Source organism: Pseudomonas sp. CFBP 8770, from assembly GCF_014841705.1.
Classification (GTDB): domain Bacteria; phylum Pseudomonadota; class Gammaproteobacteria; order Pseudomonadales; family Pseudomonadaceae; genus Aquipseudomonas.
The window spans coordinates 287,337-313,808 of the sequence record NZ_JACYUL010000003.1 but is presented as its reverse complement, the minus strand read 5'-3'; the positions used below and the strand labels follow the sequence as shown (position 1 = coordinate 313,808).

20 protein-coding genes are annotated in these 26,472 nt (G+C 63.2%); 2 read left to right on the top strand and 18 right to left on the bottom strand.

Annotation, left to right across the window (positions count from 1 at the left end; genetic code table 11):
- The 3 genes from IFT98_RS08730 to rloA2 all read right to left on the bottom strand — a co-directional run bounded on the left by IFT98_RS08730 (window position 1) and on the right by rloA2 (window position 1,319).
- Window positions 1-405, bottom strand: a complete 405-nt coding sequence (locus tag IFT98_RS08730) for a type II toxin-antitoxin system VapC family toxin (RefSeq protein ID WP_192048072.1) — start codon at window positions 403-405, stop codon at window positions 1-3.
- A complete protein-coding gene (locus tag IFT98_RS08725; protein WP_192048071.1) occupies window positions 402-665 on the bottom strand; it encodes an antitoxin in 264 nt (87 codons plus the stop codon). The genes IFT98_RS08730 and IFT98_RS08725 overlap by 4 nt, the downstream gene beginning before the upstream one ends.
- Window positions 666-815: 150 nt before the next feature.
- A complete protein-coding gene (gene rloA2, locus IFT98_RS08720) occupies window positions 816-1,319 on the bottom strand; it encodes a retropepsin-like aspartic peptidase RloA2 (protein ID WP_122480427.1) in 504 nt (167 codons plus the stop codon).
- A gap of 143 nt (window positions 1,320-1,462) precedes the next feature.
- Here rloA2 and IFT98_RS08715 point away from each other — a divergent pair, with 143 nt between their 5' ends.
- A complete protein-coding gene (locus tag IFT98_RS08715) occupies window positions 1,463-2,353 on the top strand; it encodes an acyltransferase (RefSeq protein WP_192048070.1) in 891 nt (296 codons plus the stop codon).
- Here IFT98_RS08715 and IFT98_RS08710 read toward each other — a convergent pair whose 3' ends face one another.
- From IFT98_RS08710 to IFT98_RS08670, 9 genes are all read right to left on the bottom strand, one after another.
- Window positions 2,354-2,926 carry a DUF2780 domain-containing protein gene (locus IFT98_RS08710; RefSeq protein WP_122480429.1) on the bottom strand — a complete coding sequence of 191 codons (573 nt, stop codon included), beginning with the start codon at window positions 2,924-2,926 and terminating at the stop codon, window positions 2,354-2,356.
- 446 nt (window positions 2,927-3,372) lie between these two features.
- The gene (gene fdhA, locus IFT98_RS08705; protein ID WP_122480430.1) at window positions 3,373-4,572 is read right to left on the bottom strand and encodes a formaldehyde dehydrogenase, glutathione-independent; all 1,200 of its coding nucleotides are present in this window, start codon (window positions 4,570-4,572) and stop codon (window positions 3,373-3,375) included.
- A 96-nt stretch (window positions 4,573-4,668) separates the two neighbouring features.
- Window positions 4,669-5,526, bottom strand: coding sequence for a formyltetrahydrofolate deformylase (purU, locus tag IFT98_RS08700; RefSeq protein WP_122714568.1), 858 nt, complete (start codon window positions 5,524-5,526; stop codon window positions 4,669-4,671).
- Between the two features lie 143 nt (window positions 5,527-5,669).
- Window positions 5,670-6,302: a sarcosine oxidase subunit gamma gene (locus tag IFT98_RS08695; RefSeq protein WP_192048069.1), complete on the bottom strand. Its 633-nt coding sequence runs from the start codon at window positions 6,300-6,302 to the stop codon at window positions 5,670-5,672.
- A 155-nt stretch (window positions 6,303-6,457) separates the two neighbouring features.
- Window positions 6,458-9,475 carry a sarcosine oxidase subunit alpha gene (locus IFT98_RS08690; protein WP_192048068.1) on the bottom strand — a complete coding sequence of 1,006 codons (3,018 nt, stop codon included), beginning with the start codon at window positions 9,473-9,475 and terminating at the stop codon, window positions 6,458-6,460.
- Complete coding sequence (locus IFT98_RS08685; protein WP_122714565.1) at window positions 9,472-9,798, bottom strand: sarcosine oxidase subunit delta; 327 nt, start codon at window positions 9,796-9,798, stop codon at window positions 9,472-9,474. The genes IFT98_RS08690 and IFT98_RS08685 overlap by 4 nt, the downstream gene beginning before the upstream one ends.
- 14 nt (window positions 9,799-9,812) lie before the next feature.
- Entirely contained in the window at window positions 9,813-11,063 is a 1,251-nt protein-coding gene (locus IFT98_RS08680; RefSeq protein WP_122480435.1) for a sarcosine oxidase subunit beta family protein, read from the bottom strand.
- 16 nt (window positions 11,064-11,079) lie between these two features.
- Window positions 11,080-12,333 (bottom strand): serine hydroxymethyltransferase, encoded by a 1,254-nt coding sequence (gene glyA, locus IFT98_RS08675; protein WP_122714563.1) that lies wholly within the window; start codon window positions 12,331-12,333, stop codon window positions 11,080-11,082.
- A 161-nt stretch (window positions 12,334-12,494) separates the two neighbouring features.
- A complete protein-coding gene (locus IFT98_RS08670; RefSeq protein WP_192048067.1) occupies window positions 12,495-13,205 on the bottom strand; it encodes a TraX family protein in 711 nt (236 codons plus the stop codon).
- 211 nt (window positions 13,206-13,416) lie between these two features.
- Between IFT98_RS08670 and IFT98_RS08665 the strand changes: the two genes are divergently transcribed.
- Window positions 13,417-14,457 carry a threonine aldolase family protein gene (locus IFT98_RS08665; protein ID WP_192048066.1) on the top strand — a complete coding sequence of 347 codons (1,041 nt, stop codon included), beginning with the start codon at window positions 13,417-13,419 and terminating at the stop codon, window positions 14,455-14,457.
- Window positions 14,458-14,692: 235 nt separating this feature from the next.
- Here the strand turns inward: IFT98_RS08665 and IFT98_RS08660 are convergent, their stop codons facing one another.
- The 6 genes from IFT98_RS08660 to pilQ form a co-directional block, all read right to left on the bottom strand.
- Window positions 14,693-16,111 (bottom strand): FAD-dependent oxidoreductase, encoded by a 1,419-nt coding sequence (locus IFT98_RS08660; RefSeq protein ID WP_043191325.1) that lies wholly within the window; start codon window positions 16,109-16,111, stop codon window positions 14,693-14,695.
- A gap of 33 nt (window positions 16,112-16,144) precedes the next feature.
- A complete protein-coding gene (gene gltB / locus IFT98_RS08655) occupies window positions 16,145-20,593 on the bottom strand; it encodes a glutamate synthase large subunit (protein ID WP_192048065.1) in 4,449 nt (1,482 codons plus the stop codon).
- Between the two features lie 394 nt (window positions 20,594-20,987).
- A complete protein-coding gene (locus IFT98_RS08650; RefSeq protein ID WP_192048064.1) occupies window positions 20,988-22,562 on the bottom strand; it encodes an SPOR domain-containing protein in 1,575 nt (524 codons plus the stop codon).
- 70 nt (window positions 22,563-22,632) lie between these two features.
- Window positions 22,633-23,736, bottom strand: a complete 1,104-nt coding sequence (gene aroB, locus IFT98_RS08645; RefSeq protein WP_192048063.1) for a 3-dehydroquinate synthase — start codon at window positions 23,734-23,736, stop codon at window positions 22,633-22,635.
- A gap of 101 nt (window positions 23,737-23,837) precedes the next feature.
- Window positions 23,838-24,356 (bottom strand): shikimate kinase AroK, encoded by a 519-nt coding sequence (aroK, locus tag IFT98_RS08640; protein ID WP_043191342.1) that lies wholly within the window; start codon window positions 24,354-24,356, stop codon window positions 23,838-23,840.
- Window positions 24,357-24,360: 4 nt separating this feature from the next.
- Window positions 24,361-26,457, bottom strand: coding sequence for a type IV pilus secretin PilQ (gene pilQ, locus IFT98_RS08635; RefSeq protein ID WP_192048062.1), 2,097 nt, complete (start codon window positions 26,455-26,457; stop codon window positions 24,361-24,363).
- Between the last annotated feature and the right edge of the window lie 15 nt (window positions 26,458-26,472).

Sequence of the window (26,472 nt, the reverse complement as noted above, 5' to 3'; positions counted from 1 at the left end):
TCACGCGACCTCGCACCAGTCCTGTACCTCGAGTCCCTCGACAAAACGAAACGCCTTGTCACTGGTGACCAGTGTCATCCCGAGCGAAAGGCTATGGGCGGCGATAAGGCCGTCCAATGTGCCCAGACATTGCCCGCGACGCTCGCCTACGGCTCGGCTCGAGCCATAGGCCTGGGCCGCCTGGCTGCCCCAGGGAAGGATATCGACGGTTTTCAAGAACGCAGTGACAAGCCCCGCCAATCGCTGCGCCGACGGTCGCTTGGCCAGGCCATAAAGCAACTCTGCCTCGGTGATGGAGGAAATGCACACCAAGGCCTTGGGCACAGCGCTCAAGTTCTTGATGACCGCTGGATGCCCCTTGAGCAGGTAGCTGACTGTATTGGTGTCCAGCATCAGCTGCTTCATTCAGGGATACCGTCAAGTGGATCACGTTTTTCACCACCCACCTGGGTGCGATCGTCGGCGTTCAGGAAGTCGTCTGGAACACCGCCTTCCGCGACAAGTGCCAGAAACTCATCCCATGAATCCGGCTTTCTGGACAAAATAACATCGCCGGTCTCGGGATCGCGCCGTATGAAGACTTCATCGGTGTCGAATCGGAAAGCAGCAGGCAAGCGCACGGCTTGGCTTCGACCATTTACGAAGACTTTTGCTGTCTGAGACATGTGCATTCCCCAGTGCTGGTATACACCACAATATATACCAGCATCCAAGGGGGGAAAATGAGAGATTTTCCGTTTACCTCGTAGGCGTAACGATGGTGATCATTGCTCGCTGGACACGATAGACGCATTGTCTGCCTGCCACGCCCCCAATCAGCAGTCAGGCTTGTCGGCGACGAAGCGGCGGGCGGGGTTTACCGCGGCCTTGAATTCACGCAGGCCCTTGGCGCCGATCAGCAGGGGGTAGTTGAAACTGCTGCGGTCTACCAGGTTGACTTCGATGGTGCGCTTGACGTCGCCCAGGCACAGTTCCAGGTCGACCACGGGCCGTTGCGAGACTTCGGTACCTTCACCGTCGTCGTCTTCCTCGGCGCGGTTCTTGATCTTGCTCATGCGCGAGATCTTGTGCTCGTAAACCTTGTTGTCGGCATCCTTGGTGGCCAGGCGAAAGCGAACCCAGTCGTCGCCGTCACGGGTGAATGTCTGGATGTCCTTGGCCGACAGCGACGCTGTCAGTGCGCCGGTGTCCATCTTGGCCTTGAGCGTCTGCCCGCCAATCTCGGGCAGTTTGATGTATTCATAGCGCCCATACAGGGTCGGCTCTGCTGCCAGCGCGGGCAGGGCCAGTATGGACAACAGGGCAAGTACGTTCTTCACCTGGGATTCCTTCGGGGCAGTGTGCAATGCGCGCAGCATACCCAGATAAAAGTGAAACATTTGTTGACGAAACGCTCGGGCAGAATTGGTTACAGGCGCGCTTGTGCTTATCATTGCCTGCTTCATGAAGCCAGAGTAGCTCTATGCGCCGCCTTCTCACCGGCTGTCTCGCGACCGCCCTTCTGCTGTTCAATACATTGGTGTTGATCGGCCCCCTGCTGGTGCTCGCCCTGTTCAAGCTGGCCATGCGCGGACGTTGGCGCGACCGTGCCTCGGCGGCGGTCATGTGGATTGCCGAGACCTGGTCGGAGATCGACAAGCTGATCTTCAAGGTCTGCACCCGCACCGAGTGGGACATTCGCGGGGCGCGCGACCTGCGCAAAAGCACGTCCTATCTGGTGGTAAGCAATCACCAGTCGTGGATCGACATTGCCGCGCTGATCCAGGCACTCAATGGGCGCGCGCCGTTCTTCAAGTTCTTTCTGAAGAAGGAGCTGATCTGGGTACCGTTCCTGGGGTTGGCCTGGTGGGCGCTGGACTATCCGTTCATGAAGCGTTACAGCAAGGCGTTTCTGGACAAGCACCCGCGCCTCAAGGGCCAGGACCTGGAAATCACCAAGGCAGCGTGCGAGCTGTACAAGCGTCAGCCGGTGACCATCGTCAACTATCTGGAAGGGACTCGCTTCACCCAGGCCAAGCGCGAGCAGCAGGCCTCGCCCTTTCGCTATCTGCTCAAGCCCAAGGCCGGCGGCGTGGCTTTCGTACTGGCCGCGATGGGGCCGCAACTGGATCGCTTGCTGGACGTCACGGTGGTGTATCCGGATGGGCCTATCCCGGGCTTCTGGAACCTGCTCTGCGGGGATGTGCGCAAGGTGATCGTGGATATCAGGTCGCGCAGCATCGATCCGGGCCTGATCGATGGCGATTATGAAAACGATGCGGTATTTCGGCTCAAGGTCCAGAACTGGGTCAACCAGCTATGGACCGAGAAAGACCAACTGATCGGCACGTTGCGCACCGAATCGGGACGTTGATCAGCTGCCGGTGGCGCCCCAGATGCTGCCCAGACTTTGCAGCAACGGGCCGCCGACACCTTGCTGGCCCAGGTACTGAAGAATGACTGGCGCGAACTGACCGACCATGCCGCTGTTCATGCCCAGCGCGCTGAAGGCGCTGTTCATGTCGCTGGTGGTTTTCACGTCGCCAAGGGCGTTGTTCAGCGCGCTGATGTTTTTCTGGTCGGACTTGCCGAGCAGGCCGCTCAGACCACCCAAGCCGCCCAGGGCGTTGTTGCCCGAAAGCTTGTCGATGCCGGGGACGGATTTGCTCAGTTGCGAATAGTCGGCGGTGCTGAGTTGATTCTTGGCCAGGCCCAGCATGGCACCTGTGCCGCCAATGGCTTGGGTCGGGGTGATGTTCAGGGTCGAACCCAAGGTGTTCAGCAGGCCTGCGGCTTCCGGGGCTGCGGCGACGGCAGCGTTGTTGCCTTGCTTGCCGTTCTGCAGGGTGGAGGCGGCATTGACCGCGTCGTTCAGGTTGAAGGCGAAGGCGGGACTGGTGGCAACGGCCATCAGGGAAGCCAGGGCCATGGCGCGAGTGATGTTCATTGTGCAGCAACCTCGGGGACAGATAGACGGACCGTCGTCAAACGGCAGTTCGGTCCCATTATGTTCCTCGGGGGTGAAAATTGTGTAATGGCAAAGATGAAGCCACGTAGGAGCGGTCCGTGGCCGCGAAGGGCGCGCTGCGGTCGTGCAGATGCACCGCGGTGGCCTTTTCGCGGCCGATGACCGCTCCCACAGGGGGAGTTGTATGCTCGTTGTGGGAGCGGTCTGTGGCCGCGAAGGGCACACTGCGGTCGTTCAGGTACTGCGCGGTAGCCTTTTCGCGGCCGATGACCGCTCCCACAGGGGGAGTTGTATGCTCGTTGTGGGAGCGGCCCGTGGCTGCGAAGGGCGCGCTGCGGTCGTGCAGATGCACCGCGGTGGCCTTTTCGCGGCCGATGACCGCTCCCACAGGGGGAGTTGCATGCTCGTTGTGGGAGCGGATTTGGTCAGGCGGCGCTGAACAGCTTGTGCGGGTCGATGACGAATTTCTTCGGTACGCCCGCGTCGAATTCGCCGTAGCCGCGCGGGGCCTCGTCCAGCGAGATGACTTCCACGCCGACGATATCGGCGATCTTGATGCGGTCCCACATGATGGCCTGCATCAGCTGCCGGTTGTACTTCATCACTGGCGTCTGGCCGGTATGGAAACTGTGCGACTTGGCCCAGCCCAGTCCGAAGCGAATGCTCAGGCTGCCCATCTTCGCCGCCGCGTCCACCGCGCCCGGATCTTCGGTGACGTACAGGCCGGGGATGCCGATCTTGCCCGCCACACGCACCACGCCCATCAATGAGTTGAGCACGGTGGCCGGTGCTTCTGCCTTGGCCCCGCTGTGACCGTGACCGCGTGCTTCGAAGCCTACCGCATCGACTGCGCAATCCACTTCCGGCTCGCCCAGCAAGGCGGCGATCTGCTCGTGCAACGGCGTGTCCTGGGACAGGTCGGCAATCTCGAAGCCCTGGGCCTTGGCATGCGCCAGACGTACCGGGTTGACGTCACCTATGATCACCACCGCAGCACCCAGCAGGCGCGCGGAAGCAGCGGCGGCGAGCCCGACCGGGCCTGCACCGGCCACGTATACCGTGCTGCCGGGGCCAACGCCTGCGGTCACGGCACCGTGATAGCCGGTCGGCAGAATGTCGGACAGGCACGTCAGGTCGCGGATCTTCTCCATGGCCGCATCGCGGTCCGGCAGTTTGAGCAGGTTGAAATCGGCATACGGCACCAGCACGAACTCGGCCTGGCCGCCGACCCAGTCACCCATGTCGACGTAACCATAGGCGCCGCCGGGGCGCGCCGGGTTGACGGTCAGGCAGACGCCGGTGTTCTGCTCCTTGCAGGAGCGGCAGCGGCCGCAGGCGACGTTGAACGGCACCGAAACCAGATCGCCGACTTTCAAGTGCTCTACGTCGCGGCCGGCTTCGATGACCTCGCCGGTGATCTCATGGCCCAGCACCAGGCCGACCTGAGCGGTGGTACGGCCACGGACCATGTGCTGGTCGGAGCCGCAGATGTTGGTCGAGACCACGCGCAGGATCACGCCATGCTCGATGCGTTTGCCCCTGGGGTCCTGCAATTTGGGGAAATCGATATTCTGCACTTCGACTTTTCCGGAGCCCAGATACACCACTCCACGATTACCAGACATGCTTTCACCTCGCTGTTTGTTGTTTTTGAGCTTGGGTTTTGCGTGCTGCGGTCATGCGTTTGTTCGTGCAATGCCCTGACGCGGTTCGCGCCGCTGCTACAACACCACCGTGCGGTTGGCGTTGAGGAACACGCGGCGCTCGATGTGGTAGCCGATGGCTCGAGCCAGGGTCAGGCATTCGATGTCGCGACCCTTGGCGATGAGGTCTTCGGGGTAATGACTGTGATCGACCACCTCTACACCCTGGGTGATGATCGGACCTTCGTCCAGGTCGTTGTTGATGTAGTGCGCGGTGGCCCCGACCAGCTTGACGCCTTTGTTGTAGGCCTGGTGATAGGGTTTGGCCCCCTTGAAACCGGGCAGCAACGAGTGATGGATATTGATCGCCCAACCGTCCAGGCGCCGGCACAGCTCAGGCGACAACACCTGCATGTAGCGGGCGAGGATCACCAGTTCCGCGCCGGCCTGCTCGATCACCTGCAACACCTTGCGCTCCTGGGAGGGCTTGTCCTTGGGGTCGAGCGGAAAATGGTAATAGGGAATGTCGTGCCAGCGCGCCAGCGGCTCGAGGTCCGGGTGGTTGGAGATCACCGCGACGACATCCATTGGCAGCTGGCCGATGCGCTGGCGGTAGAGCAAATCGTTGAGGCAGTGATCGGCCTTGGAAACCATGATCACTACCTTGGGCCGGTATTGCGGCGCGGTCAACTCGAAGATCATGCCGAAGCTGGCACCGCGCTCGGCCAGGCCTGCGCGGAAAGCAACTTCATCGAAGCCGTCGGGCTGACGAAACTCGACTCTGATGAAGAAGCGCGACGACAGCCGGTCGTCGAACGAGTGGTGCTCGGTGACATAGCAGCCCTGCTCGAACAGGTAGCGCGTGACCGCATCCACCGTGCCCAATACGCTGGGGCAATCGGCGGTGAGGATCCAGGTGTCAGGGGCGCGGCTCATGGGTAGTCCTTTGGTGTCGAGGTCGAATCAACTGTAGGAGCGGTCATCGGCCGCGAACGGCGCACGGTGGTACGTCCGATGAACCGCAGCGCCTGGTTCGCGGCCGATGACCGCTTCCACAGGGCTGTGCAATCCCTGCACTGTCAGGCCTGAATGCTCAGCCCATACTCGGCCGAGGCATCCTGCAGCCACAGCCACCAGTAATCGGCGAAGCTGCGGCGGATCAACAGCTCCCAGGTGTCCTCTTCGGTGCGGCGGATCACCAGCTGAGACTTGGCGAACACCGTACCCACCGCCTTGCCTACCGGAAAATTGTTCGGGTGCACATCGTAGCTCGTGGACTTCATCAGCACGTCGCGCACATTAGGCCCGCTGAGCTCGATCAGCGACTGGCCGCCGCTGACGTTGACCACCGCCACATGCAGCCCGGCCAGTGCTTCGCGCAGCCGTTGCTCGGCGGCCAGTTCCTCGCCACCAGGGACGATCAACAGCCACTCGTCCGGGCCAAGCCACTGCAGCGACGTGTCGCCGCTGCTGACCAGGCTCAAGGCACCCGGCAGTTCCAGGCCGGTTGCCTTGTGCACTGCGCCGGCAAAGACCGGGTCATGGCCGTCGCCGCGCAGGGTCAGGTGACCCAGCAGCTTTTTCTCGCGCAGGGTCACACCGGCGCCCTGGCGGCCCTTGCCTACCAGACTGGCGAGGTCGGCATGGTGGAGCGGGTCTTCGGCCTTGGCGCCCGATGCGGGGCGTTGCTGGTATACGTTGACTGTGGTCATTTAGCTGCACCTGTCAGTGAATGCTGTTGAAGCCTGTAAGAAGGTGGTGAGCTCCCGTAGGAGCGGTCATCGGCCGCGAAGGGCTTGCTGCGGTAGGCCTGGCACACCGCGGCGTGCCTTTCGCGGCCACTGGCCGCTCCCAAAGGCGCCTTGTGCTAGATGTTCTGCCGCTCGCCCTTCGGATCGAAGAACACCGAGGAGACGATTTCGGCTTCGATCACGCTGCCATCGGCCTGCGGCGAGAACACCCGCTCGCCAATGCGCTTGAGACCGCCCTTGACCACACCCATGGCGAACGAATAACCCAGTGAGTTGCTGGCATAGCTCGACGTTACGTGACCGACCATGCTCATGGGGATCGCCTGCTTGGGGTCGAACACCAACTGGGCGCCCTCGGGCAGCCACTTGTTCGGATCGATTGGCTTGAGGCCGACCAGCTGCTTGCGCTCGTGGCGCACGGTGTCTTCGCGGTTCATGCCGCGCCAGCCGATCCACGAGAAGGGCTTGGTCCGCCCGACACACCAGCCCATGTTCAGGTCGTCGGGTGTCATCGACCCGTCGGTGTCCTGGCCGACGATGATGAAGCCCTTCTCGGCACGCAGCACGTGCATGGTTTCGGTACCGTACGGCGTCAGGTTGTACTGCTTGCCGGCCTCGATGATCTTTTCCAGCACGCCCATGGCGTAGTCGGCCTGGACGTTGACCTCGTACGACAGCTCGCCGGTGAACGAGATGCGGAACACCCGTGCCGGCACACCCCCCACCTGCCCTTCCTTCCAGGTCATGAAGCCGAAAGCGTCCTTGTCCAGATCGATATCGGTCACTTCGCCGAGCAGCTTGCGGCTGTTGGGGCCCGACAGGGTCAGGGTCGCCCAATGGTCGGTAACCGAAGTGAAGTAAACCTTCAGGTCTGGCCATTCGGTCTGCTGGTAGATTTCCAGCCATTGCAGGACCCGCGCGGCACCGCCGGTGGTGGTGGTCATCAGGAAGTGGTTGTCGGCCAGACAGGCGGTGACGCCGTCGTCGAAGACCATGCCGTCTTCCTTGCACATCAGGCCGTAGCGCGCCTTGCCCACGTCCAGCTTGGTCCAGGCGTTGGTGTAGATGCGGTTGAGGAATTCGCGCGCGTCCGGGCCCTGGATGTCGATCTTGCCCAGGGTCGAGGCGTCCAGCAGACCGACGCTGTCGCGCACCGCCTTGCACTCACGGGCGACGGCAGCGTGGATGTCTTCGCCACGCTTGGGGAAGTACCAGGGGCGCTTCCATTGGCCGACGTCTTCGAACTCGGCACCGTTCTTCACATGCCAGGCATGCAGCGCGGTGAAACGCACCGGCTCGAACAGGTGGCCACAGTGACGCCCGGCCACCGCACCGAAGGTGATCGGCGTGTAGTTGGGGCGGAACATGGTCGTGCCCATTTCCGGAATGGTGACGTTCAGCGAACGGGCGGCGATGGCCAGGCCGTTGACGTTGCCCAGCTTGCCCTGGTCGGTGCCGAAGCCCAGCGCGGTGTAGCGCTTGACGTGCTCGACCGACTCGAAGCCCTCGCGAGTGGCCAGTTCGATGGCGGCTGCGGTGACGTCGTTCTGCAGGTCGACGAATTGCTTCGGCGCGCGCGCCGTGTCCTTGTCGTGGGGCACCTGGAACAGTGCCAGGGTCGGCTCTTCGACGCGGGTCAAGACGTTGGGCAAGGTGCCTTCGACGACGCCGAAGCCTGTTTCGGAGGCCGCTCGGGCACCGCCTTCGAAACCGTCGGCCATGGCATCGGCCAAGGCATACACGCCGTTCACGCCGCCGACGCACAGGCGTTTCTGCGGTGCTTCGCCCGGCACGAAGCCGAGGATGTCTTCACGCCAGACGGGCTTGCCGCCCAGGTGCGAGGCCAGGTGCACCACCGGGCTGTAACCGCCCGAGCTGCCGATCAGGTCGCAATCGAGCCATTCACCGGGGCTGACTACCCTGTGCGCCTTGACGTCGATGGCGGCGACCCGGGCCGCGGTGACATGCTTGCTGCCGCGGGCTTCGATCACCGCGCTTGCAGTCAGGATGCGAATACCCTTGGCGCGTGCTTCCTCGACCAGCGCGCCGCGCGGGTTGTGGCGGGCATCGGCCACGGCGACCACCTTGAGGCCGGCGTCGTGCCAGTCCAGGGCCACGCGGTAGGCGTGGTCGTTGTTGGTCGACAGCACCAGCTTCTTGCCCGGCGCCACGCCGTAGCGGCGCACGTAGGTGGAGATCGCACCGGCCAGCATGTTGCCCGGCACGTCGTTGTTGCCGTACACCAGCGGCCGCTCGTGGGTGCCGGTCGCCAGTACCACGCGCCCGGCGCGAACCCGGTGCATGCGCTGGCGGACCTGGCCCATCGGCGCACGGTCGCCGAGGTGGTCGGTCAGGCGCTGGTGAATGGTCAGGAAATTATGGTCGTGGTAGCCGTTGACGGTGGCGCGCGGCAAGAGCACCACTTCAGGCATGCCTGCCAGCTCGCGGATCACCGCGGCAACCCATTCGCCAGCCGGCTTGCCATCGAGGCTTTCTCGGGTGTCGAGCAGCGAGCCGCCGAACTCTTCCTGCTCGTCGGCCAGGATCACCCGGGCGCCACTGCGCGCGGCGGCCAGCGCGGCAGCCAGGCCGGCAGGACCGGCGCCAACCACCAGCACGTCGCAGGTGCGGCTCATGTAGTCGTAGGAATCCGGGTCCACCTCGGTCGGCGAACGACCCAGGCCGGCAGCCTTGCGGATGTACTTCTCGTAGGTCATCCAGAAGGACTGCGGGTACATGAAGGTCTTGTAGTAGAACCCCGGCGGCATCAGCTTGCCGCCGACCTTGCCGAGGATACCCATCATGTCGGTGTTGACGTTCGGCCAGCCGTTGGTGCTGGTGGCGACCAGGCCTTGGTACAACGCCTGCTGAGTGGCCCGCACGTTGGGAATCTGGGTGGCTTCGGTGGCGCCGATCTGCAGCACCGCGTTGGGCTCCTCGGCACCGGCGGCGACAATGCCGCGCGGACGCGAATACTTGAAGCTGCGGCCGATCACGTCGACGCCATTGGCCAGCAGGGCCGAGGCCAGGGTGTCGCCCTCATAGCCGATGTAGGTCGTGCCATTGAAAGTGAAGGTCAGCTTCTTGCTGCGCTCCAGACGTCCGCCGGTGGAGAGGCGATTGACCTGGCTCATGGCTTGTCTCCCGAGGCGATCTGCGGCGCCTCATCAAGGGTCTTTTCGACGAACTGCGGCTTGCTGCCGATGCGATAGGTTTCCAGGATCTCGTAGGTCACCGTGTTGCGGGTCGCATTGAAATACTGGCGGCAACCGGCGGCATGGATCCACAGCTCGTGCTGCAGACCGCGCGGGTTGTTGCGGAAGAACATGTACTCGCCCCATTGCGCGTCGGTGCACGCACCCGGGTCGAGCGGGCGGGCAATGTGCGCCTGGCCCGAGCAGTGGAATTCTTCTTCGCTGCGCAGCTCGCCGCAGTGTGGACAGAAGATGTTGAGCATGGTGGTTTCTCCTGTCAGTGGGCGACGGCGGCGGCGCCGTGTTCGTCGATCAACGCGCCGTTGTGGAAGCGCTCGATGGAAAACGGCTTGGCCAGCGGGTGCATCTCGCCCGTGGCCAGGCTGGCCGCAAACACATGGCCCGAGCCCGGCGTGGCCTTGAAGCCACCGGTGCCCCAGCCGCAATTGAAGAACATGTTCGGCACCGGGGTCTTGGAGATGATCGGGCAGGCGTCCGGGGTGGTGTCGACGATGCCGCCCCACTGGCGGTTCATGCGCACCCGCGAGAGCACCGGGAACATCTCGACGATGGCCTGCAGGGTGTGCTCGATGATCGGGTACGAACCGCGCTGGCCGTAGCCGACCCAACTGTCGATACCGGCACCGATCACCAGATCGCCCTTGTCCGATTGGCTGATGTAACCGTGGACGGCGTTGGACATGATCACGCTGTCGATGATGGGTTTGATCGGCTCGGACACCAGTGCCTGCAGCGGATGGGATTCGACCGGCAGACGGAAGCCGGCCAACTTGGCCATGTGCCCAGAGTTGCCGGCGGTGACCACACCGACGCGCTTGGCGCCGATGAAACCCTTGTTGGTTTCGACACCGATGCATACACCGTTTTCCTTGCGAAAGCCGGTCACTTCGGTCTGCTGGATCAGGTCCACGCCCAAGGCATCGGCGGCACGGGCATAGCCCCAGGCCACAGCGTCGTGACGGGCGACGCCGCCACGGCGCTGGACGGTGGCGCCGATGATCGGGTAACGGGTGTTCTTGGTGCAGTCCAGGTAGGGGATCTCTTCAGCCACCTGCTTGTTGTTCAACAGCTCGCCGTCCACGCCGTTGAGGCGGTTGGCGCTGACGCGGCGTTCGGAGTCGCGCATGTCCTGCAGGGTGTGGCACAGGTTGTACACGCCGCGCTGGGAGAACATCACGTTGTAGTTGATGTCCTGGGACAGCCCTTCCCACAGTTTCATGGCGTGTTCGTACAAGTGCGCCGATTCATCCCACAGGTAGTTGGAGCGCACGATAGTGGTGTTGCGCGCGGTGTTGCCACCGCCCAGCCAGCCCTTCTCGACCACGGCCACGTTGGTGATGCCGTGGACCTTGGCCAGATAGTAGGCCGTGGCCAGACCGTGCCCGCCGCCGCCGACGATGACCACGTCGTAGACTTTCTTCGGGGTCGGCGTACGCCACATGCGCTGCCAGTTTTCGTGGTGGCTGAGCGAGTGCTTGAAAAGGCCGAAGCCAGAATAACGTTGCATGGTGTTCACTCCACTCTCAGCGGTAGACCGGGAAGTCGCTGCACAGGGCCGTCACATGACGGGCCACGTTGGCCTCGACGTCGGCATCGCCCAAATTGTCGAGGATGTCGCAGATCCAGCCGGCCAGCTCAAGGCACTGGGCCACCTTGAAACCACGGCTGGTGACCGCAGGGGTACCGATGCGCAGGCCCGAGGTCACGAACGGCGACTGCGGGTCATTCGGCACCGCGTTCTTGTTCACGGTGATGTGCGCACGGCCTAGGGCGGCGTCGGCATCTTTGCCGGTGAGGCCCTGGCGAATCAGGCTGACCAGGAACAGGTGGTTGTCGGTACCGCCGGAGACCACGTCGTAGCCACGCTCGATGAACACGCCGGCCATGGCCTGGGCGTTGTCGATGACCTGCTGCTGGTAGGTCTTGAATTCGGGCTCCAGCGCTTCCTTGAAGCACACCGCCTTGGCAGCGATCACATGCATCAGCGGGCCACCCTGGCCGCCGGGGAATACCGCAGCGTTGAATTTCTTTTCCAGGGCTTCGTTGGCACGGGCCAGGATCAGCCCGCCGCGCGGACCGCGCAGGGTCTTGTGGGTGGTGGTGGTGACCACGTCGGCGAACGGGATCGGGTTGGGGTACAGGCCAGCGGCGACCAGCCCGGCGACGTGGGCCATGTCGACAAACAGGTAGGCGCCGACCTTGTCGGCGATTTCACGGAAGCGAGGGAAGTCGAGGGTCTTGGAGTAGGCCGAAAAGCCGGCAATGATCATCTTCGGCTGGTGCTCGACCGCCAGGCGCTCGACTTCGTCGTAGTCGATCAGGCCGGTGTCGGTGTCGATGCCGTACTGCACCGCGTTGTAGAGCTTGCCGGAGAAGCTGACCTTGGCACCGTGGGTCAGGTGACCGCCATGGGCCAGGCTCATGCCCAGCACGGTGTCGCCGGCCTGCAACAGTGCCAGGTAGACCGCGGCGTTGGCCTGGGAACCCGAGTGCGGCTGGACGTTGGCATAGTCGGCACCGAACAGTTGCTTGGCGCGATCAATGGCCAGTTGCTCGACCTTGTCCACGTGCTCGCAGCCACCGTAGTAGCGCTTGCCCGGATAGCCTTCGGCGTACTTGTTGGTGAGGCCGCTGCCCTGGGCTTGCATCACGCGCTTGCTGGTGTAGTTTTCCGAGGCGATCAGTTCGATGTGGTCTTCCTGACGCTGGTCTTCGGCGTTCATGGCAGCCAGCAGGACGTCGTCATAACCTTGGATCTGATCTTGTTTGCTGAACATCGCGGTCTCCCCAGCGGCGGCGTGGCGCCTGGCGTGTTGGACGAAGGCGACCGGCAACGGCTGCCTCCTTTGATTGCGATGGTAGGGCCGGCGCGATCCGACCAAATGCCTGCGCGCGCCTTACAGAGGTTCATTTACGACATGGCGCGATCAGGCCAGCGTCAGAGTGCGCGCAACAGCAGGCGCAGGCCCAGCAGGGCGAGGAAATGCAGGGGGTAGATGGCGTAGGCCCAACGGCGCATGGGGACAACTGCCTGGCGTATCCCGACGCGCAGCAGCAGCAGGCCCAACCCCGGTGCCAGCAGGCAGGCGACGATGCCGCCAATCGCCGGCCAGTAGAAGTGGCGCGCGGATTCGAACAGGTTGACCCAGGCGTTGGCGGCCAGGCACAGCACGCCCAGGGGCAACGCCCAGTACAGCGGGCGCTGCCAGGCCAGGACGAACCCCAATGGCAGCAGCACGCCCGCCAGGCCGAACATCAGCTGGTGGTCGAACAACGCCGCCACGGCGACCACCGCGCAGCCAAGTGCGGCCATGGCGGATTGTCGACGTTGCTGCCAGGCCTTGGCGACGATCAAGCCCAGAGCCAGGGTGGGCAGCACGTTGAGGGTGTCGGCAGGGTAGACGAACAGGCGGTAGGGGATTTCCGACAAGGCGGCGAAGCTCAGCAACCAGGCCAGGTAGCGTCCGCCCAGGGGAGCCTCCGGGCGGCGTGTCAGGTTGGCGGCAATCGCCAGGCAGAACCAAGGGAAAGCCAGACGGCCCGGCACATAGAGAAAGTCCAGCGACCAGCCGACATAGCGCAGGTGGTCGAGGACCATGCACAGCATGGCCAGCCATTTGAGCAGATCCAGTGCGTGATGTCGGATCATCCGAGAAAAAGCTCCAGTTTTTGGGTTGTCATACCGGCCTCTTCGCGGCCACAGACCGATCCCACGCGAGCCTCACACAGCGCAGGAGCTGTCCGCATGGACGACACGTTTCCCGTAGGAGCGGCCAGTGGCCGCGAAGAGGCCCGCCTAGACGACACATCTTTCACAGTTGGTTTACAGTGCCCCCATACCTAACACCAAGGATCCGCCCATGAACGACCAAACCCAACAGTTCGCCAGCGACAATTATTCGGGCATCTGCTCCGAGGCCTGGGCGGCCATGGAGCAGGCCAACCAGGGCCATCAGCGCGCCTATGGCGACGATCAATGGACCGCACGCGCCGCCGATGAATTCCGCCGCCTGTTCGAAACCGACTGCGAAGTGTTTTTCGCCTTCAACGGTACCGCGGCCAACTCCCTGGCCCTGTCGTCGCTGTGCCAGAGCTACCACAGCGTCATCTGCTCGGAAACCGCCCACGTCGAAACCGATGAATGCGGTGCCCCCGAGTTCTTTTCCAACGGCTCCAAGCTGCTGACGGCGCGCACCGAGCAGGGCAAGCTGACCCCTGAGGCCATCCGCGAAGTTGCGCTCAAGCGTCAGGACATTCACTACCCCAAGCCGCGCGTGGTCACCCTGACCCAGGCCACCGAAGTGGGCAGCGTGTACCGCCCCGAAGAACTCAAGGCCATCAGCGCCACCTGCAAGGAGCTGAACCTGAACCTGCACATGGACGGCGCGCGCTTTGCCAACGCCTGTGCGTTTTTGGGCTGTACACCGGCCGAGCTGACGTGGAAAGCGGGCGTGGATGTGTTGTGCTTCGGCGGCACCAAGAACGGCATGGCCGTGGGCGAGGCGATCCTGTTCTTCAACCACCGGCTGGCCGAAGATTTCGACTATCGCTGCAAGCAGGCGGGGCAGCTGGCGTCGAAGATGCGTTTCCTGTCGGCGCCTTGGGTGGGGTTGCTGGAAAACGATGCCTGGCTCAAGCATGCCGGACACGCCAACCATTGTGCGCAACTGCTCAAGGCGCTGGTCGAGGGTATACCGGGGGTGGAGTTGATGTTTCCGGTGGAAGCCAACGGGGTGTTCCTGCAGATGCCGGAACCGGCCCTGGAAGCCCTGCGCGCCAAGGGCTGGCGCTTCTACACCTTCATCGGCAGCGGTGGCGCCCGATTCATGTGCTCATGGGATACGGACGAAGCCCGCGTGCGCGAACTGGCAGCCGATATCCATACGGTCATGCGCGCCTGAGCCGCGCTGACACAAAACCGGTAGGAGAAAACCTCAGGCAGAAAACCTGGGGAAGAACATCTGTAGCAGTAAACCTGGGGAAGAGCATCTGTGGGAGCGGGCTCTGCCCGCGAAGAATCCACCGCGGTGCACCTGAAATACCGCAGTGACCTTTTCGCGGGCAGAGCCCGCTCCCACATCCTGCTCAGGTCACCGCAATTCCACCATGGGAGCGGTCATCACCGCCCAGTCTGACTCAGACTTCCAGGTAATCGAGGATCCCTTCGGCGGCGTTGCGGCCTTCGAAGATGGCAGTCACCACCAGGTCCGAGCCGCGGACCATGTCGCCACCGGCGAAGATCTTCGGGTTGCTGGTCTGGTGCTTGAACTGACCCTGCTCCGGCGCCACCACGCGGCCCTGGCTGTCGGTCTGGATGCTGTGGTCCTGGAACCACGCCGCCGGGCTTGGGCGGAAACCGAAAGCGATGACCACGGCATCGGCCGGGATGATCTCCTCGGAACCCGGAATGGGCTCGGGGCTGCGACGGCCACGGGCATCGGGTTCGCCAAGACGGGTCTCGACCACCTTCACCCCTTCGACCTTGTCTTCACCGACGATGGCGATCGGCTGGCGGTTATAGAGGAATCTGACCCCCTCCTCCTTGGCATTCTTCACCTCTTTGCGCGAGCCCGGCATGTTCGCCTCGTCACGCCGATAGGCACAGGTCACCGCCTTGGCGCCCTGGCGAATGGACGTGCGATTGCAGTCCATCGCCGTATCGCCGCCACCCAGCACCACGACCTTCTTGCCCTTCATGTCGACGAAATCTTCCGGCGACTTTTCAAAGCCCAGGTTGCGGTTGACGTTGGCGATCAGGAAATCCAGGGCGTCATGCACACCGGGCAGGTCTTCACCGGGGAAGCCACCCTTCATGTAGGTGTAGGTGCCCATGCCCATGAACACCGCATCGTATTCTTCCAGCAACTGCTCGACGCTGATGTCCTTGCCCACCTCGGTGTTCAGGCGGAACTCGATGCCCATGCCGGTGAAGACTTCGCGGCGATTGCTCAACACGCTCTTCTCCAGCTTGAACTCGGGAATACCGAAGGTCAGCAGGCCGCCGATCTCCGGGTTCTTGTCGAACACCACCGGTGTCACGCCACCACGCACCAGCACATCGGCGCAGCCCAGACCGGCCGGGCCGGCGCCGATGATGGCGACGCGCTTGCCGGTTGGCTTGACCTTGGACATGTCCGGGCGCCAGCCCATCGCGAACGCGGTGTCGGTGATGTACTTCTCCACCGAACCGATGGTCACCGCGCCGAAGCCGTCATTGAGGGTGCAGGCACCTTCGCACAGACGATCCTGCGGGCACACCCGGCCGCACACTTCGGGCAGGGTGTTGGTCTGGTGCGACAGCTCGGCAGCGGCGAGGATGTTGCCCTCGGCCACCAGTTTCAACCAGTTGGGAATGAAGTTGTGCACCGGGCACTTCCACTCGCAGTACGGGTTGCCACAGCCCAGGCAGCGGTGGGCCTGATCGGCCGACTGCGCGGGTTTGAAGGGTTCGTAGATCTCCACGAACTCTTTCTTGCGTTGACGCAACAGTTTCTTCTTCGGATCTTTGCGCCCGACCTCGATGAACTGGAAGTCATTACTCAGACGTTCAGCCATTGTTAAAACCTCATCAAACTGTTCAGGCGCATATCACTGCGGGTTGGCACGGGTGCTGGACAGCAGCGACTTCAGGTTGGCGGCCTTGGGCTTGACCAACCAGAAGCGACGCAGGTAGTCGTCCAGGTTTTCCCAAAGGTTGCGACCCCATTCGCTGTCGGTTTCGGCGACGTATTCAGCCAGCACGCGCTCCAGGTGAGTACGGTAGGCCTCCATGGCTTCGCCACTGATGCGCTGGATTTCCACCAGCTCGTGGTTGACCCGGTCGACGAAGCTGTTGTCCTGGTCGAGCACGTAAGCGAAACCGCCGGTCATGCCCGAGCCGAAGTTGTAGCCGGTCTTGCCAAGCACGCAGACGAAACCGCCGGTCATGTATTCACAGCAATGATCGCCCGTGCCTTCCACGACCGTGTGGGCACCGGAGTTGCGCACCGCGAAACGCTCGCCGGCGGTGCCGGCGGCGAACAGCTTGCCGCCGGTGGCGCCGTACAGACAGGTGTTGCCGATGATGGCGCTGTCCTGGGTCTTGAACGGGCTGCCCTTGGGCGGCACGATCACCAGCTTGCCAGCGGTCATGCCCTTGCCGACGTAGTCGTTGGCATCACCCTCCAGGTACATGTTCAAGCCACCGGCATTCCAGACGCCGAAGCTCTGGCCCGCAGTGCCCTTGAAACGGAAGGTCAGCGGATTGGCGTTCATGCCCTGGTTGCCATGCAGCTTGGCGATTTCACCGGAGATGCGCGCGCCGATGGAGCGGTCGCAGTTGCAGATGTCCATCGCGTAGTCGCCACCGGTCTTGCCCTGAATCGCCGGCAAGGCCATTTCCACCATCTTCTCGGCCAGCAGGCCCTTGTCGAACGGCGGGTTGCGCTCCACTTCGCAGAACTGCGGCTTGTCGGCTGGAATATGGTCGCTGCCCAACAAGGGGGTCAGGTCCAGATGCTGCTGCTTGGCGGTTTCGCCCGGCAGCATTTCCAGCAGATCGGTGCGCCCGATCAGCTCGCCCAGGCTGCGCACGCCCAGCTTGGCCAGCCACTCACGGGTTTCCTCGGCCACGTAGGTGAAGAAATTGATCACCATGTCGACCGTGCCGATGTAGTGATCCTTGCGCAGCTTCTCGTTCTGCGTCGCCACGCCGGTGGCGCAGTTGTTCAGGTGGCAGATGCGCAGGTACTTGCAGCCCAGGGCAATCATCGGCGCGGTGCCGAAACCGAAGCTCTCGGCACCCAGGATCGCCGCCTTGATCACGTCCAGGCCGGTCTTCAGGCCACCGTCGGTCTGTACCCGCACCTTGCCGCGCAGGTCGTTACCGCGCAGGGTCTGGTGGGTTTCAGCCAGGCCCAGTTCCCACGGTGCACCGGCATACTTGATCGAGCTCAGCGGCGATGCACCGGTGCCGCCGTCGTAGCCGGAAATGGTGATCAGGTCGGCATAGGCCTTGGCCACGCCGGCGGCGATAGTGCCCACGCCTGCCTCGGCCACCAGTTTGACCGATACCAGCGCGGCCGGGTTGACCTGCTTGAGGTCGAAGATCAGCTGCGACAAGTCCTCGATGGAGTAGATGTCGTGGTGCGGCGGCGGCGAGATCAACGTCACGCCGGGTACGGCATAGCGCAGCTTGGCGATCAGGCCGTTGACCTTGCCGCCGGGCAGCTGGCCGCCCTCCCCGGGCTTGGCGCCCTGGGCCACCTTGATCTGCAGCACTTCGGCGTTGACCAGGTACTCGGGGGTGACCCCGAAGCGGCCGGTCGCGATCTGCTTGATCTTCGAACTGCGCACGGTGCCGTAGCGCGAAGGGTCTTCGCCGCCTTCACCGGAGTTGGAACGCGCACCCAGGCGGTTCATTGCCTCGGCCAACGCTTCGTGGGCTTCGGGCGACAACGCACCCAGGGAAATGCCCGCCGAGTCGAAACGCTTGAGAATCGCTTCCAGCGGTTCGATCTGGTCCATGCCCAGCGGTTCGTCGAGCGTCTTGACCTTGAGCAGGTCGCGGATCATCGACACCGGACGGTTGTCGACGATCGCGGTGTATTCCTTGAACTTGCTGTAGTCGCCCTGCTGCACAGCCGCCTGCAGGGTGTTGACCACGTCCGGGTTGTAGGCGTGGTACTCGCCGCCGTACACGAACTTCAGCAGACCGCCTTGCTGGATCGGCTTGCGCGGGCTCCAGGCCTCGGCAGCAAGGGCTTTCTGCTCGGCTTCGAGGTCGACGAAGCGCGCGCCCTTGATGCGGCTCGGCACACCGCGGAAGCTCAGCTCGCAGACTTCCTCGGACAGACCGATGGCCTCGAACAGCTGGGCGCCGCGGTACGACGCCACGGTGGAGATGCCCATCTTCGAAAGAATCTTGAGCAAACCCTTGGTGATGCCCTTGCGGTAGTTCTTGAACACCTCGTAGAGGTCGCCCAACACTTCACCGGTGCGGATCAGGTCGCCCAGCACTTCATAGGCCAGGAACGGATAGACCGCAGAAGCGCCAAAGCCGATCAGCACGGCGAAGTGATGCGGGTCGCGGGCGGTGGCGGTTTCCACGAGGATGTTGCTGTCGCAGCGCAGGCCCTTTTCGGTCAGGCGGTGGTGCACCGCACCGGTGGCCAGCGACGCATGCACCGGCAGCTTGCCCGCAGCGATGTTGCGGTCACTGAGCACCAGCAAGGTACGTCCGGCGCGTACCGCTTCCTCGGCCTGATCGGCGATGTTGCGCACGGCCGCTTCAAGGCCCATGGCTTCGTCGTAGTTCAGTTCGATGACCTGGCGATCGAAGCCAGGCCGATCCAGGTTCATCAACGAGCGCCACTTGGCGGGCGAGATGACCGGCGAGCTGAGGATCACCCGCGAAGCATGCTCCGGGGACTCCTGGAAGATGTTGCGCTCGGCACCCAGGCAGATTTCCAGGGACATCACGATCGCTTCGCGCAGCGGGTCGATCGGCGGGTTGGTCACCTGCGCGAACTGCTGGCGGAAATAGTCGTAAGGCGTGCGCACGCGACGCGACAGCACCGCCATCGGCGTGTCGTCGCCCATCGAACCCACGGCTTCCTGACCTTGCTCGCCCAGCGGGCGCAACACCTGGTCGCGCTCCTCGAAGGTCACCTGGTACATCTTCATGTACTGCTTGAGCTGGTCGCTGCTGTAGAAGGCCGAACCGTGGTCGTTGTCTTCCATGGTCGACTGGATGCGCAGCGCGCTCTTGCGCAGCCACTGCTTGTAGGGGTGGCGCGACTTCAGGCGGTTGTCGATGTCATCGGTGTGCAGCACCTGGCCGGTTTCGGTATCGACCGCCAGGATCTGGCCCGGGCCCACACGCCCCTTGGCGATGACGTCCTCGGGCTGGTAGTTCCACACGCCGATTTCCGAGGCCAGGGTGATATAGCCATTCTTGGTAGTGACCCAGCGCGCCGGACGCAGGCCGTTGCGGTCGAGCAGGCACACGGCATGGCGGCCGTCGGTCATGACCACGCCCGCCGGCCCATCCCAGGGCTCCATGTGCATCGAGTTGTACTCGTAGAACGCCCGCAGGTCCGGGTCCATGGTCTCGACGTTCTGCCAGGCCGGCGGAATCAGCATGCGCACGCCACGGAACAGATCGATACCACCGGTGACCATCAGTTCGAGCATGTTGTCCATGCTCGAAGAGTCGGAACCCACGCGGTTGACCAGCGGGCCGAGTTCTTCCAGGTCCGGGATCAGATCGTTGGCGAACTTGGCGCGACGGGCCAGCGCCCAGTTGCGGTTGCCGGTGATGGTGTTGATCTCGCCGTTGTGGGCGAGAAAGCGGAATGGCTGGGCCAGCGGCCATTTCGGTAGGGTATTGGTGGAGAAGCGCTGGTGGAACACGCAGATGGCGGTCTGCAGGCGCTCGTCGGACAGGTCTGGATAGAAGGCCGTGAGGTCAGCCGGCATCATCAGGCCTTTGTAGATGATGGTCTTGTGCGAAAAACTGCAGATGTAGTGATCGGTGTCGGCGGCATTGGCCACGGAGGACCGGCGGCGGGCACTGAACAACTTGATCGCGAACTGCTGGTCGCTCAGGCCTTCGCCCCCGACGAACACTTGCTGGATTTTTGGCAGGCGCTCGAGGGCCAGGCGGCCGAGCACGCTGGTGTCGATGGGCACGTCGCGCCAGCCGACCAACTGCAGGCCGGCAGCCTCGATTTCGCGGTTCATGTTTTCGCGGGCCGCTTGGGCGCGTACCGGGTCTTGATTGAAGAAGACCATGCCCACGGCATATTGCTTGGGCAGTTCGTTGCCGAAGTGCTCTTGGGCGATGGCACGCAGAAACAGGTCGGGCTTCTGGATCAGCAAGCCGCACCCGTCGCCGGTCTTGCCGTCGGCGTTGATCCCACCGCGGTGGGTCATGCAGGTCAGGGCCTCGATGGCCGTTTGCAACAGATTATGGCTGGGCTCACCCGACATATGGGCAATCAGGCCAAAACCGCAGTTATCCTTGAATTCATCCGGACGATACAGACCTGTTTTCATAGACACATTCTCACCAGGCTGCCTCTTGTTCGAGGCAATTTCTTTTCGATTCAACTAGTTACCACACGCGCCGAACGTTCGCCGGCTTTGCGGGGGCAAAAGGGAGGTCATTGTACACAGCGCTACGGGTGGTCACAAATTCGGCGACGAAATCAATAACTCAATTGTCGCAAATGTGAACGTTTCCAGCAGGCTATTGTGATAGCGGCTTGAGCTGGATTCTGAATCCCGCAGCCTGACAGTGCAAGCCCGCATGTCTGCAAGGCCCGTGCTTGAGCCTTTCAGAGCAAACCAGGGGACAGGGACGGCGAAGCCTGCCTCGCAGTGCGGGGCAGGCTCGGGATTCAGATGACGCCGGAGGGTGGGGCGGCGGGGATAGGGTGCCGCCCGACAATCAGCGAGCTGTCGCGAGGTCCTGTTGGACGCTGGCGACAGTGCGTGGCCAAGGTTTACCAGCCTGGACCTTGGCTGGCAAGTTCTTGATGGCGGCAACGGCGGCATCACGGCTGGCGAAGCTGCCATAGGTGATCACGTAGAGCGGTTTGCCTTGCAGGGTTTTCTTGAAGTAGCGGAACTCGCCACCCTGCTCCTTGACGTAGGCCTGCGCAGCGCCTTCGTTGCTGGTCCCCAGAATCTGCACCACATAGTTGCTTGGCGACTGCCCGGCATACCAGCTGCCGCCGGCGGCAGGCTTGCCGGCCGCTGCAGGAGCCGCCGGGGCTGGCTTGGCCGCCACGGTGGGCGCAGGCGCAGGCTTGACGGCCGTGGTCGGCGCAGGCTTGGTGGTTGCTGCCGGAGCGCTCGGACGCGCAGGCGCGGGGGTCGGCGCGACCGCTGCAGGCGAACCTGCAGGCACACCGGCCGGCGGTGCGATGGTGGTGACGGTAGGCGGCTGCGGCGAAGTGTTCACCGCGTCGCCCGTCTCTTCTCCGTCGCCCATGCCGGTGGACTCGGCCAGCGGGCCACGCATGACCGGTTGCTGCCCATTCATCGGCAACGACTGGGAGCTGCCATTGAATTCGACCGATGGATTGCCGTTGTTGGATTGAGCGGCAGTGGGCTGCCCCTGCCCCATCGGCAGCTGAGCCTGTTCTGTCGTGCTCGGTGCCTTGCCATCGCGGCTGGGTATCAGCCAGGCGGCGGCCACAGCGACGACGACAACGGCGGAAATCGCCAATACGTGTTTCTTAGGCATCTTAAACCCCATAGCAGGACGCTTCACCGACGAGCGGCTAGCGATCATGGCCTCGATCAGTGCGTCACGAGCAACCTGATTGATGGCTCCAGGCCAACCATCCGAGTTTTCGTGAATGTCGGCAATCTGATCATTGGTGAGCAACTGGATTCCCTTACCGGCACCCTCCAGACGCAGCGCCAGGTATTCGCGGGTTTCCTCGAGGCTGTACGGTTGCAGCTCGATCACGTGGAACAATTCCTGCCCGGCGCTGAACTGCTCCAGGCCCGCGATCAATGAAGGCTCGCCGAACAGGAACACATGTGGGCGCCCGTCCGCGGTGCCCGCCGCCAACGCCAGCAGGGCTTCGAGTGCGGATTCGTCGAGTTGTTCCGCGTCGTCCACCAGCAGGTAGACTTCCTGCCCGGTCAGCCCCAGCTGGACGATCTGCGCGAGCAGGGCCGGCACTTCCAGAGTATTGAGGTTGAGCGATTGGGCGACCTGGGTCAGCACGCTGGCGGCATCGCCGGCCCCGCGCGCCGACACCACGATGCTTTGCACCGACTGCTTGTTGGTACTGGCGACCAGGGCCTGGCGCAGCAGGGTCTTGCCACTGCCATGGGGGCCGGTGACCACCAGCAACAGCTGGCTATAGCGCGCCAGATGGTGCAATTGACCCAGCACCGGCTTGCGCTGGGCCGGGAAGAATTTGAAGCCAGGCACCCTTGCGGCGAAGGGGTCATGATCCAATTGGTAGTGGCCGAGAAAGGCCTCATCGGCATGCAGACTTGTCATCGAACTCTCGTAGAACAAAGGTGGATCGTTGATGGGTTGCTGGAAACACGTCCTGCTGGAACAGGCTCCACTAGGCTTCCAGCCCGGCGACGATGGCGCGGTAATCCGCTTCCAGGGTCGCCTGAAGCACATCGTGCGGGTAGTCGGCGGTGATCACCGCTTCGCCCATGCTGCGCAGCAGCACCAGGCGCAGACTGCCATCCAGCACTTTCTTGTCGATTGCCATGTGCTCGAGGAAATCGGCCGGCGTCATTTCCGCCGGCGGTACCACCGGCAGGCCGGCACGCTGCAGCAAACGAATGCCGCGATCACGCTCGGCCTGGGTAATCCAGCCCAGACGCATGGACATCTCCAGCGCCATCACCGTACCGGCCCCCACGGCCTCACCGTGAAGCCACACACCATACCCCATATGGGTCTCGATGGCGTGACCGAAAGTATGCCCCAGGTTCAGCGTGGCACGCACACCGGACTCACGTTCATCCGCGCCGACCACCCGTGCCTTGGCCTCGCAGGAGCGGGCGATGGCCAGCGTGAGAGCCGCCTGATCGAGCGCACGGAGGGCATCGACGTGCGCTTCCAGCCAGCCCAGGAACGGCTCGTCGCAGATGAACCCGTACTTGATCACCTCCGCCAGCCCCGCCGACAGCTCGCGCGGCGGCAAGGTGGCCAGGGTGGCGGTATCGATCACGACCGCCTGCGGCTGATAGAACGCGCCGACCATGTTCTTGCCCAGCGGATGATTGATGCCGGTCTTGCCACCCACCGACGAGTCGACCTGGGACAGCAGCGTGGTCGGCACCTGGATGAAATCGACACCGCGCTGGTAGCAGGCAGCAGCGAACCCCGCCATGTCGCCGATGACGCCACCGCCCAGGGCAATCACGGTAACGCGCCGATCCAGCCGTGCGGTGAGCATGGCATCGAAAATGGTCTGCAGGGTTTCCCAGTTCTTGAACGCTTCGCCGTCCGGAAGCACCACGGGCACCACCGAATAGGCCCCCAGGGTCTGGGTCAGGCGGTCCAGGTAGAGCGGCGCCACGGTCGCATTGGAGATGACCGCCACCTTTCGCCCGGCAATGTGCGGGGCCAGCAGCCGGGCCTGGTCGAGCAGCCCTTCGCCGATATAGATCGGATAGCTGCGCTCGCCGAGGTCAACCTTGAGTGTCTGCATGTGTCCCCACTATTGTTCTATGAATCTGAGCTGTGAATCGAATCCCATGTAACAGCGTTCTGCGCCGGTAGCGGATGGCCGCGCACGCGCACCCACCGCTTTCAGCGCGGCGGCAGGCGTTGCAGACGTTCGAGGATATCAAGAACCACCATGCGCGGTGGGCGCTCATCGGTCTGCACTACCAGGTCGGCGATTTCGCGGTAGAGCGGATCGCGGATTGCCAGCAGGGCCCGCAGCGTGGCCTCCGGATTGGCGGTGCGCAATAGCGGCCGATTGCGATCACGGGCGGTGCGACCGACTTGCTGCTCGACCGAAGCGTGCAGGTAGACCACGCGCCCGCCGGCGTGCAGCGCCTGGCGGTTTTCATCACGCATGACCGCGCCACCGCCAGTGGCCAGGACCAGGCCGTCGAATTCGCACAGCTCGGCCAGCATGGCCTGCTCGCGGTCGCGAAAGCCGGCCTCGCCTTCCTGATCGAAGATCCACGGGATATTCGCCCCGGTACGGGTCTCGATTTCCTTGTCGGAATCCTTGAACGGCAACCGAAGCTCTTTGGCCAGCAAACGGCCAATGGTGCTCTTGCCTGCACCCATTGGCCCAACAAGTATCAAATTTCGCACAGAATCAACGACTCACAGCAATCGCCTGGTTATTCATGATACGCGGTGTCAAGAATACCAGCAGCTCGGATTTGGCTTCCGACACGACATCCCGACGGAAAAGGCGCCCAACATACGGCACGTCGCCCAAAAAGGGCACCTTGTCCACGGTTTTACTTTGCGTGTTGGAGAAAACCCCACCGATGACGATGGTCTCGCCGTCGTTGACCAGCACCTTGGCGTTGACCTCGTTCTTGCTGATCGGCGGCACGCCCAGCACCGCGTTCAAGTAGTCGGGCTCATCCTTGGTGACCTTCACTTCCATGATGATGCGGCTGTCCGGCGTGATCTGCGGCGTTACCTCGAGTGACAGCGAAGCCTCCTTGAACGACACCGTGGTGGCGCCACTGGAGCTGGCCTCCTGGTATGGCACCTCGGTGCCCTTGAGGATCTTTGCAGTCTCCTTGTCCGAGGTCACCACCTTGGGCTGGGAAACGATTTCGCCGTTGCCGGTGCTTTCCATGGCGCTGAGCTCGAGGTCCAGCAGAACGTTGTTGGTCACGAAGCCCAGGCCGATGCCAGAGGTCGCATCGGCGGCCCCCAGGTCGATGAAGGGCGTGTTGCTGCCGACGTCGGCACCGGTATTGCCGGCTTCATCGCCATTGTTGTCCAGGCCATAGGCCGTCCAGTTGTTCTTGCCCCTCAGGTTGGTCGAACCGCCCCAGCGCACGCCCAGCGCCTTGTTGTAGCCGACGTTGGCTTCGACGATGCGCGCCTCGATCATCACCTGACGCACCGGAATGTCCAGCTGGGTGACGATGCGACGCAGTTCGTCGAGGCGATCCTGGGTCTGATAGGCAATGATGTTGTTGGTGCGTTCGTCGACGGTGATCGAGCCGCGCTCGGTCTCGACGTTCTCGCCACGGGTCACCGACTGGAACAGCTTGGCGATGTCGGCAGCCTTGGCATAGTTGACCTGCATCAACTCGCGGCGCAGGGGCGCCAGCTCCTGGATCTGCCGCTGCGACTCCAGCTCCTGGCGCTCGCGGGCGGCAATCTCGTCGGCCGGCGCCACCAGCAGCACGTTGCCGACCTTGCGCTTGTCCAGGCCCTTGGTCTTGAGCACCAGGTCCAGCGCCTGATCCCAGGGAACGTTCTGCAGGCGCAGGGTGATGCCACCCTGCACCGTGTCACTGGCCACCAGGTTGAGGTTGGTGAAATCGGCGATCAGCTGCAGCACCGAACGCACGTCGATGTCCTGGAAATTCAACGAGAGCTTCTCGCCGGTATAGACATTGCGCTCGACATTGCGCCGCGCCACGTCCTCGTTGGTCAGCGGTCGCACACTGATGGTCAGGCGGTTTTCGGTCTGGTACGAGGAGTAGTCGAAGCTGCCGCTGGGCTCGATGGTCACGGTCGCGCCATTGGCGCTGACCGATGAGTTGACGAACTGCACCGGGGTCGCGAAATCCTTCACGTCCAGGCGCACGCGCAGCGGATCGGGCAGTTGGGTCTTGGCGAAATTGAGCAGGATCTTGCCGCCCTGCTCTTGAATATCGGGGCTGATGGTCGGGTCGCTGAGGTCAATGATCACATTGCCTTCGCCCAGCTCGCCGCGCTGAAAATCGACGTTGCGAATGGCCCGACCGGCGGGTACTGCCGCGCGCGCAGGCGCGGCTGCGGGTCGCGGGGCGGGCCGGGCGGCTGTCGGTGCCGGTATCGCCGTACCCTGCAGGGCCGCGGCACCCTCGCCCACCAACACGAACAGGTCGTTGCCCTGCACACGGGTGCTGTAGGGCGCCAGCTTGGTCAGGTTGACGATGATCCGCGTGCGGTCGGTGGCCTCGACCACCACCACGCTGCGGGCATTGCCCACGCCCAGATCGCGGCTGCGGGCGCCCAGCTGACTGGTCACGCCAGGCAGGTCGAGGGCGATCCGGGCCGGTTGCTCGGTGGTATAGCCGCGTGGCGCCGTGACCGGGCCGTCGAACGAAAGCTTGAGCTCGACGCGATCACCGGGCAGGGAAGCAACGTCGAGCGTCTTCAAGTTCGCGGCCATGACGATCGGTGAAAGCGTCGCTATCCCTAGCGAAATACCGAAGGCTGAGAGAATCCTGTTCATTTTCGAGTTCCACTA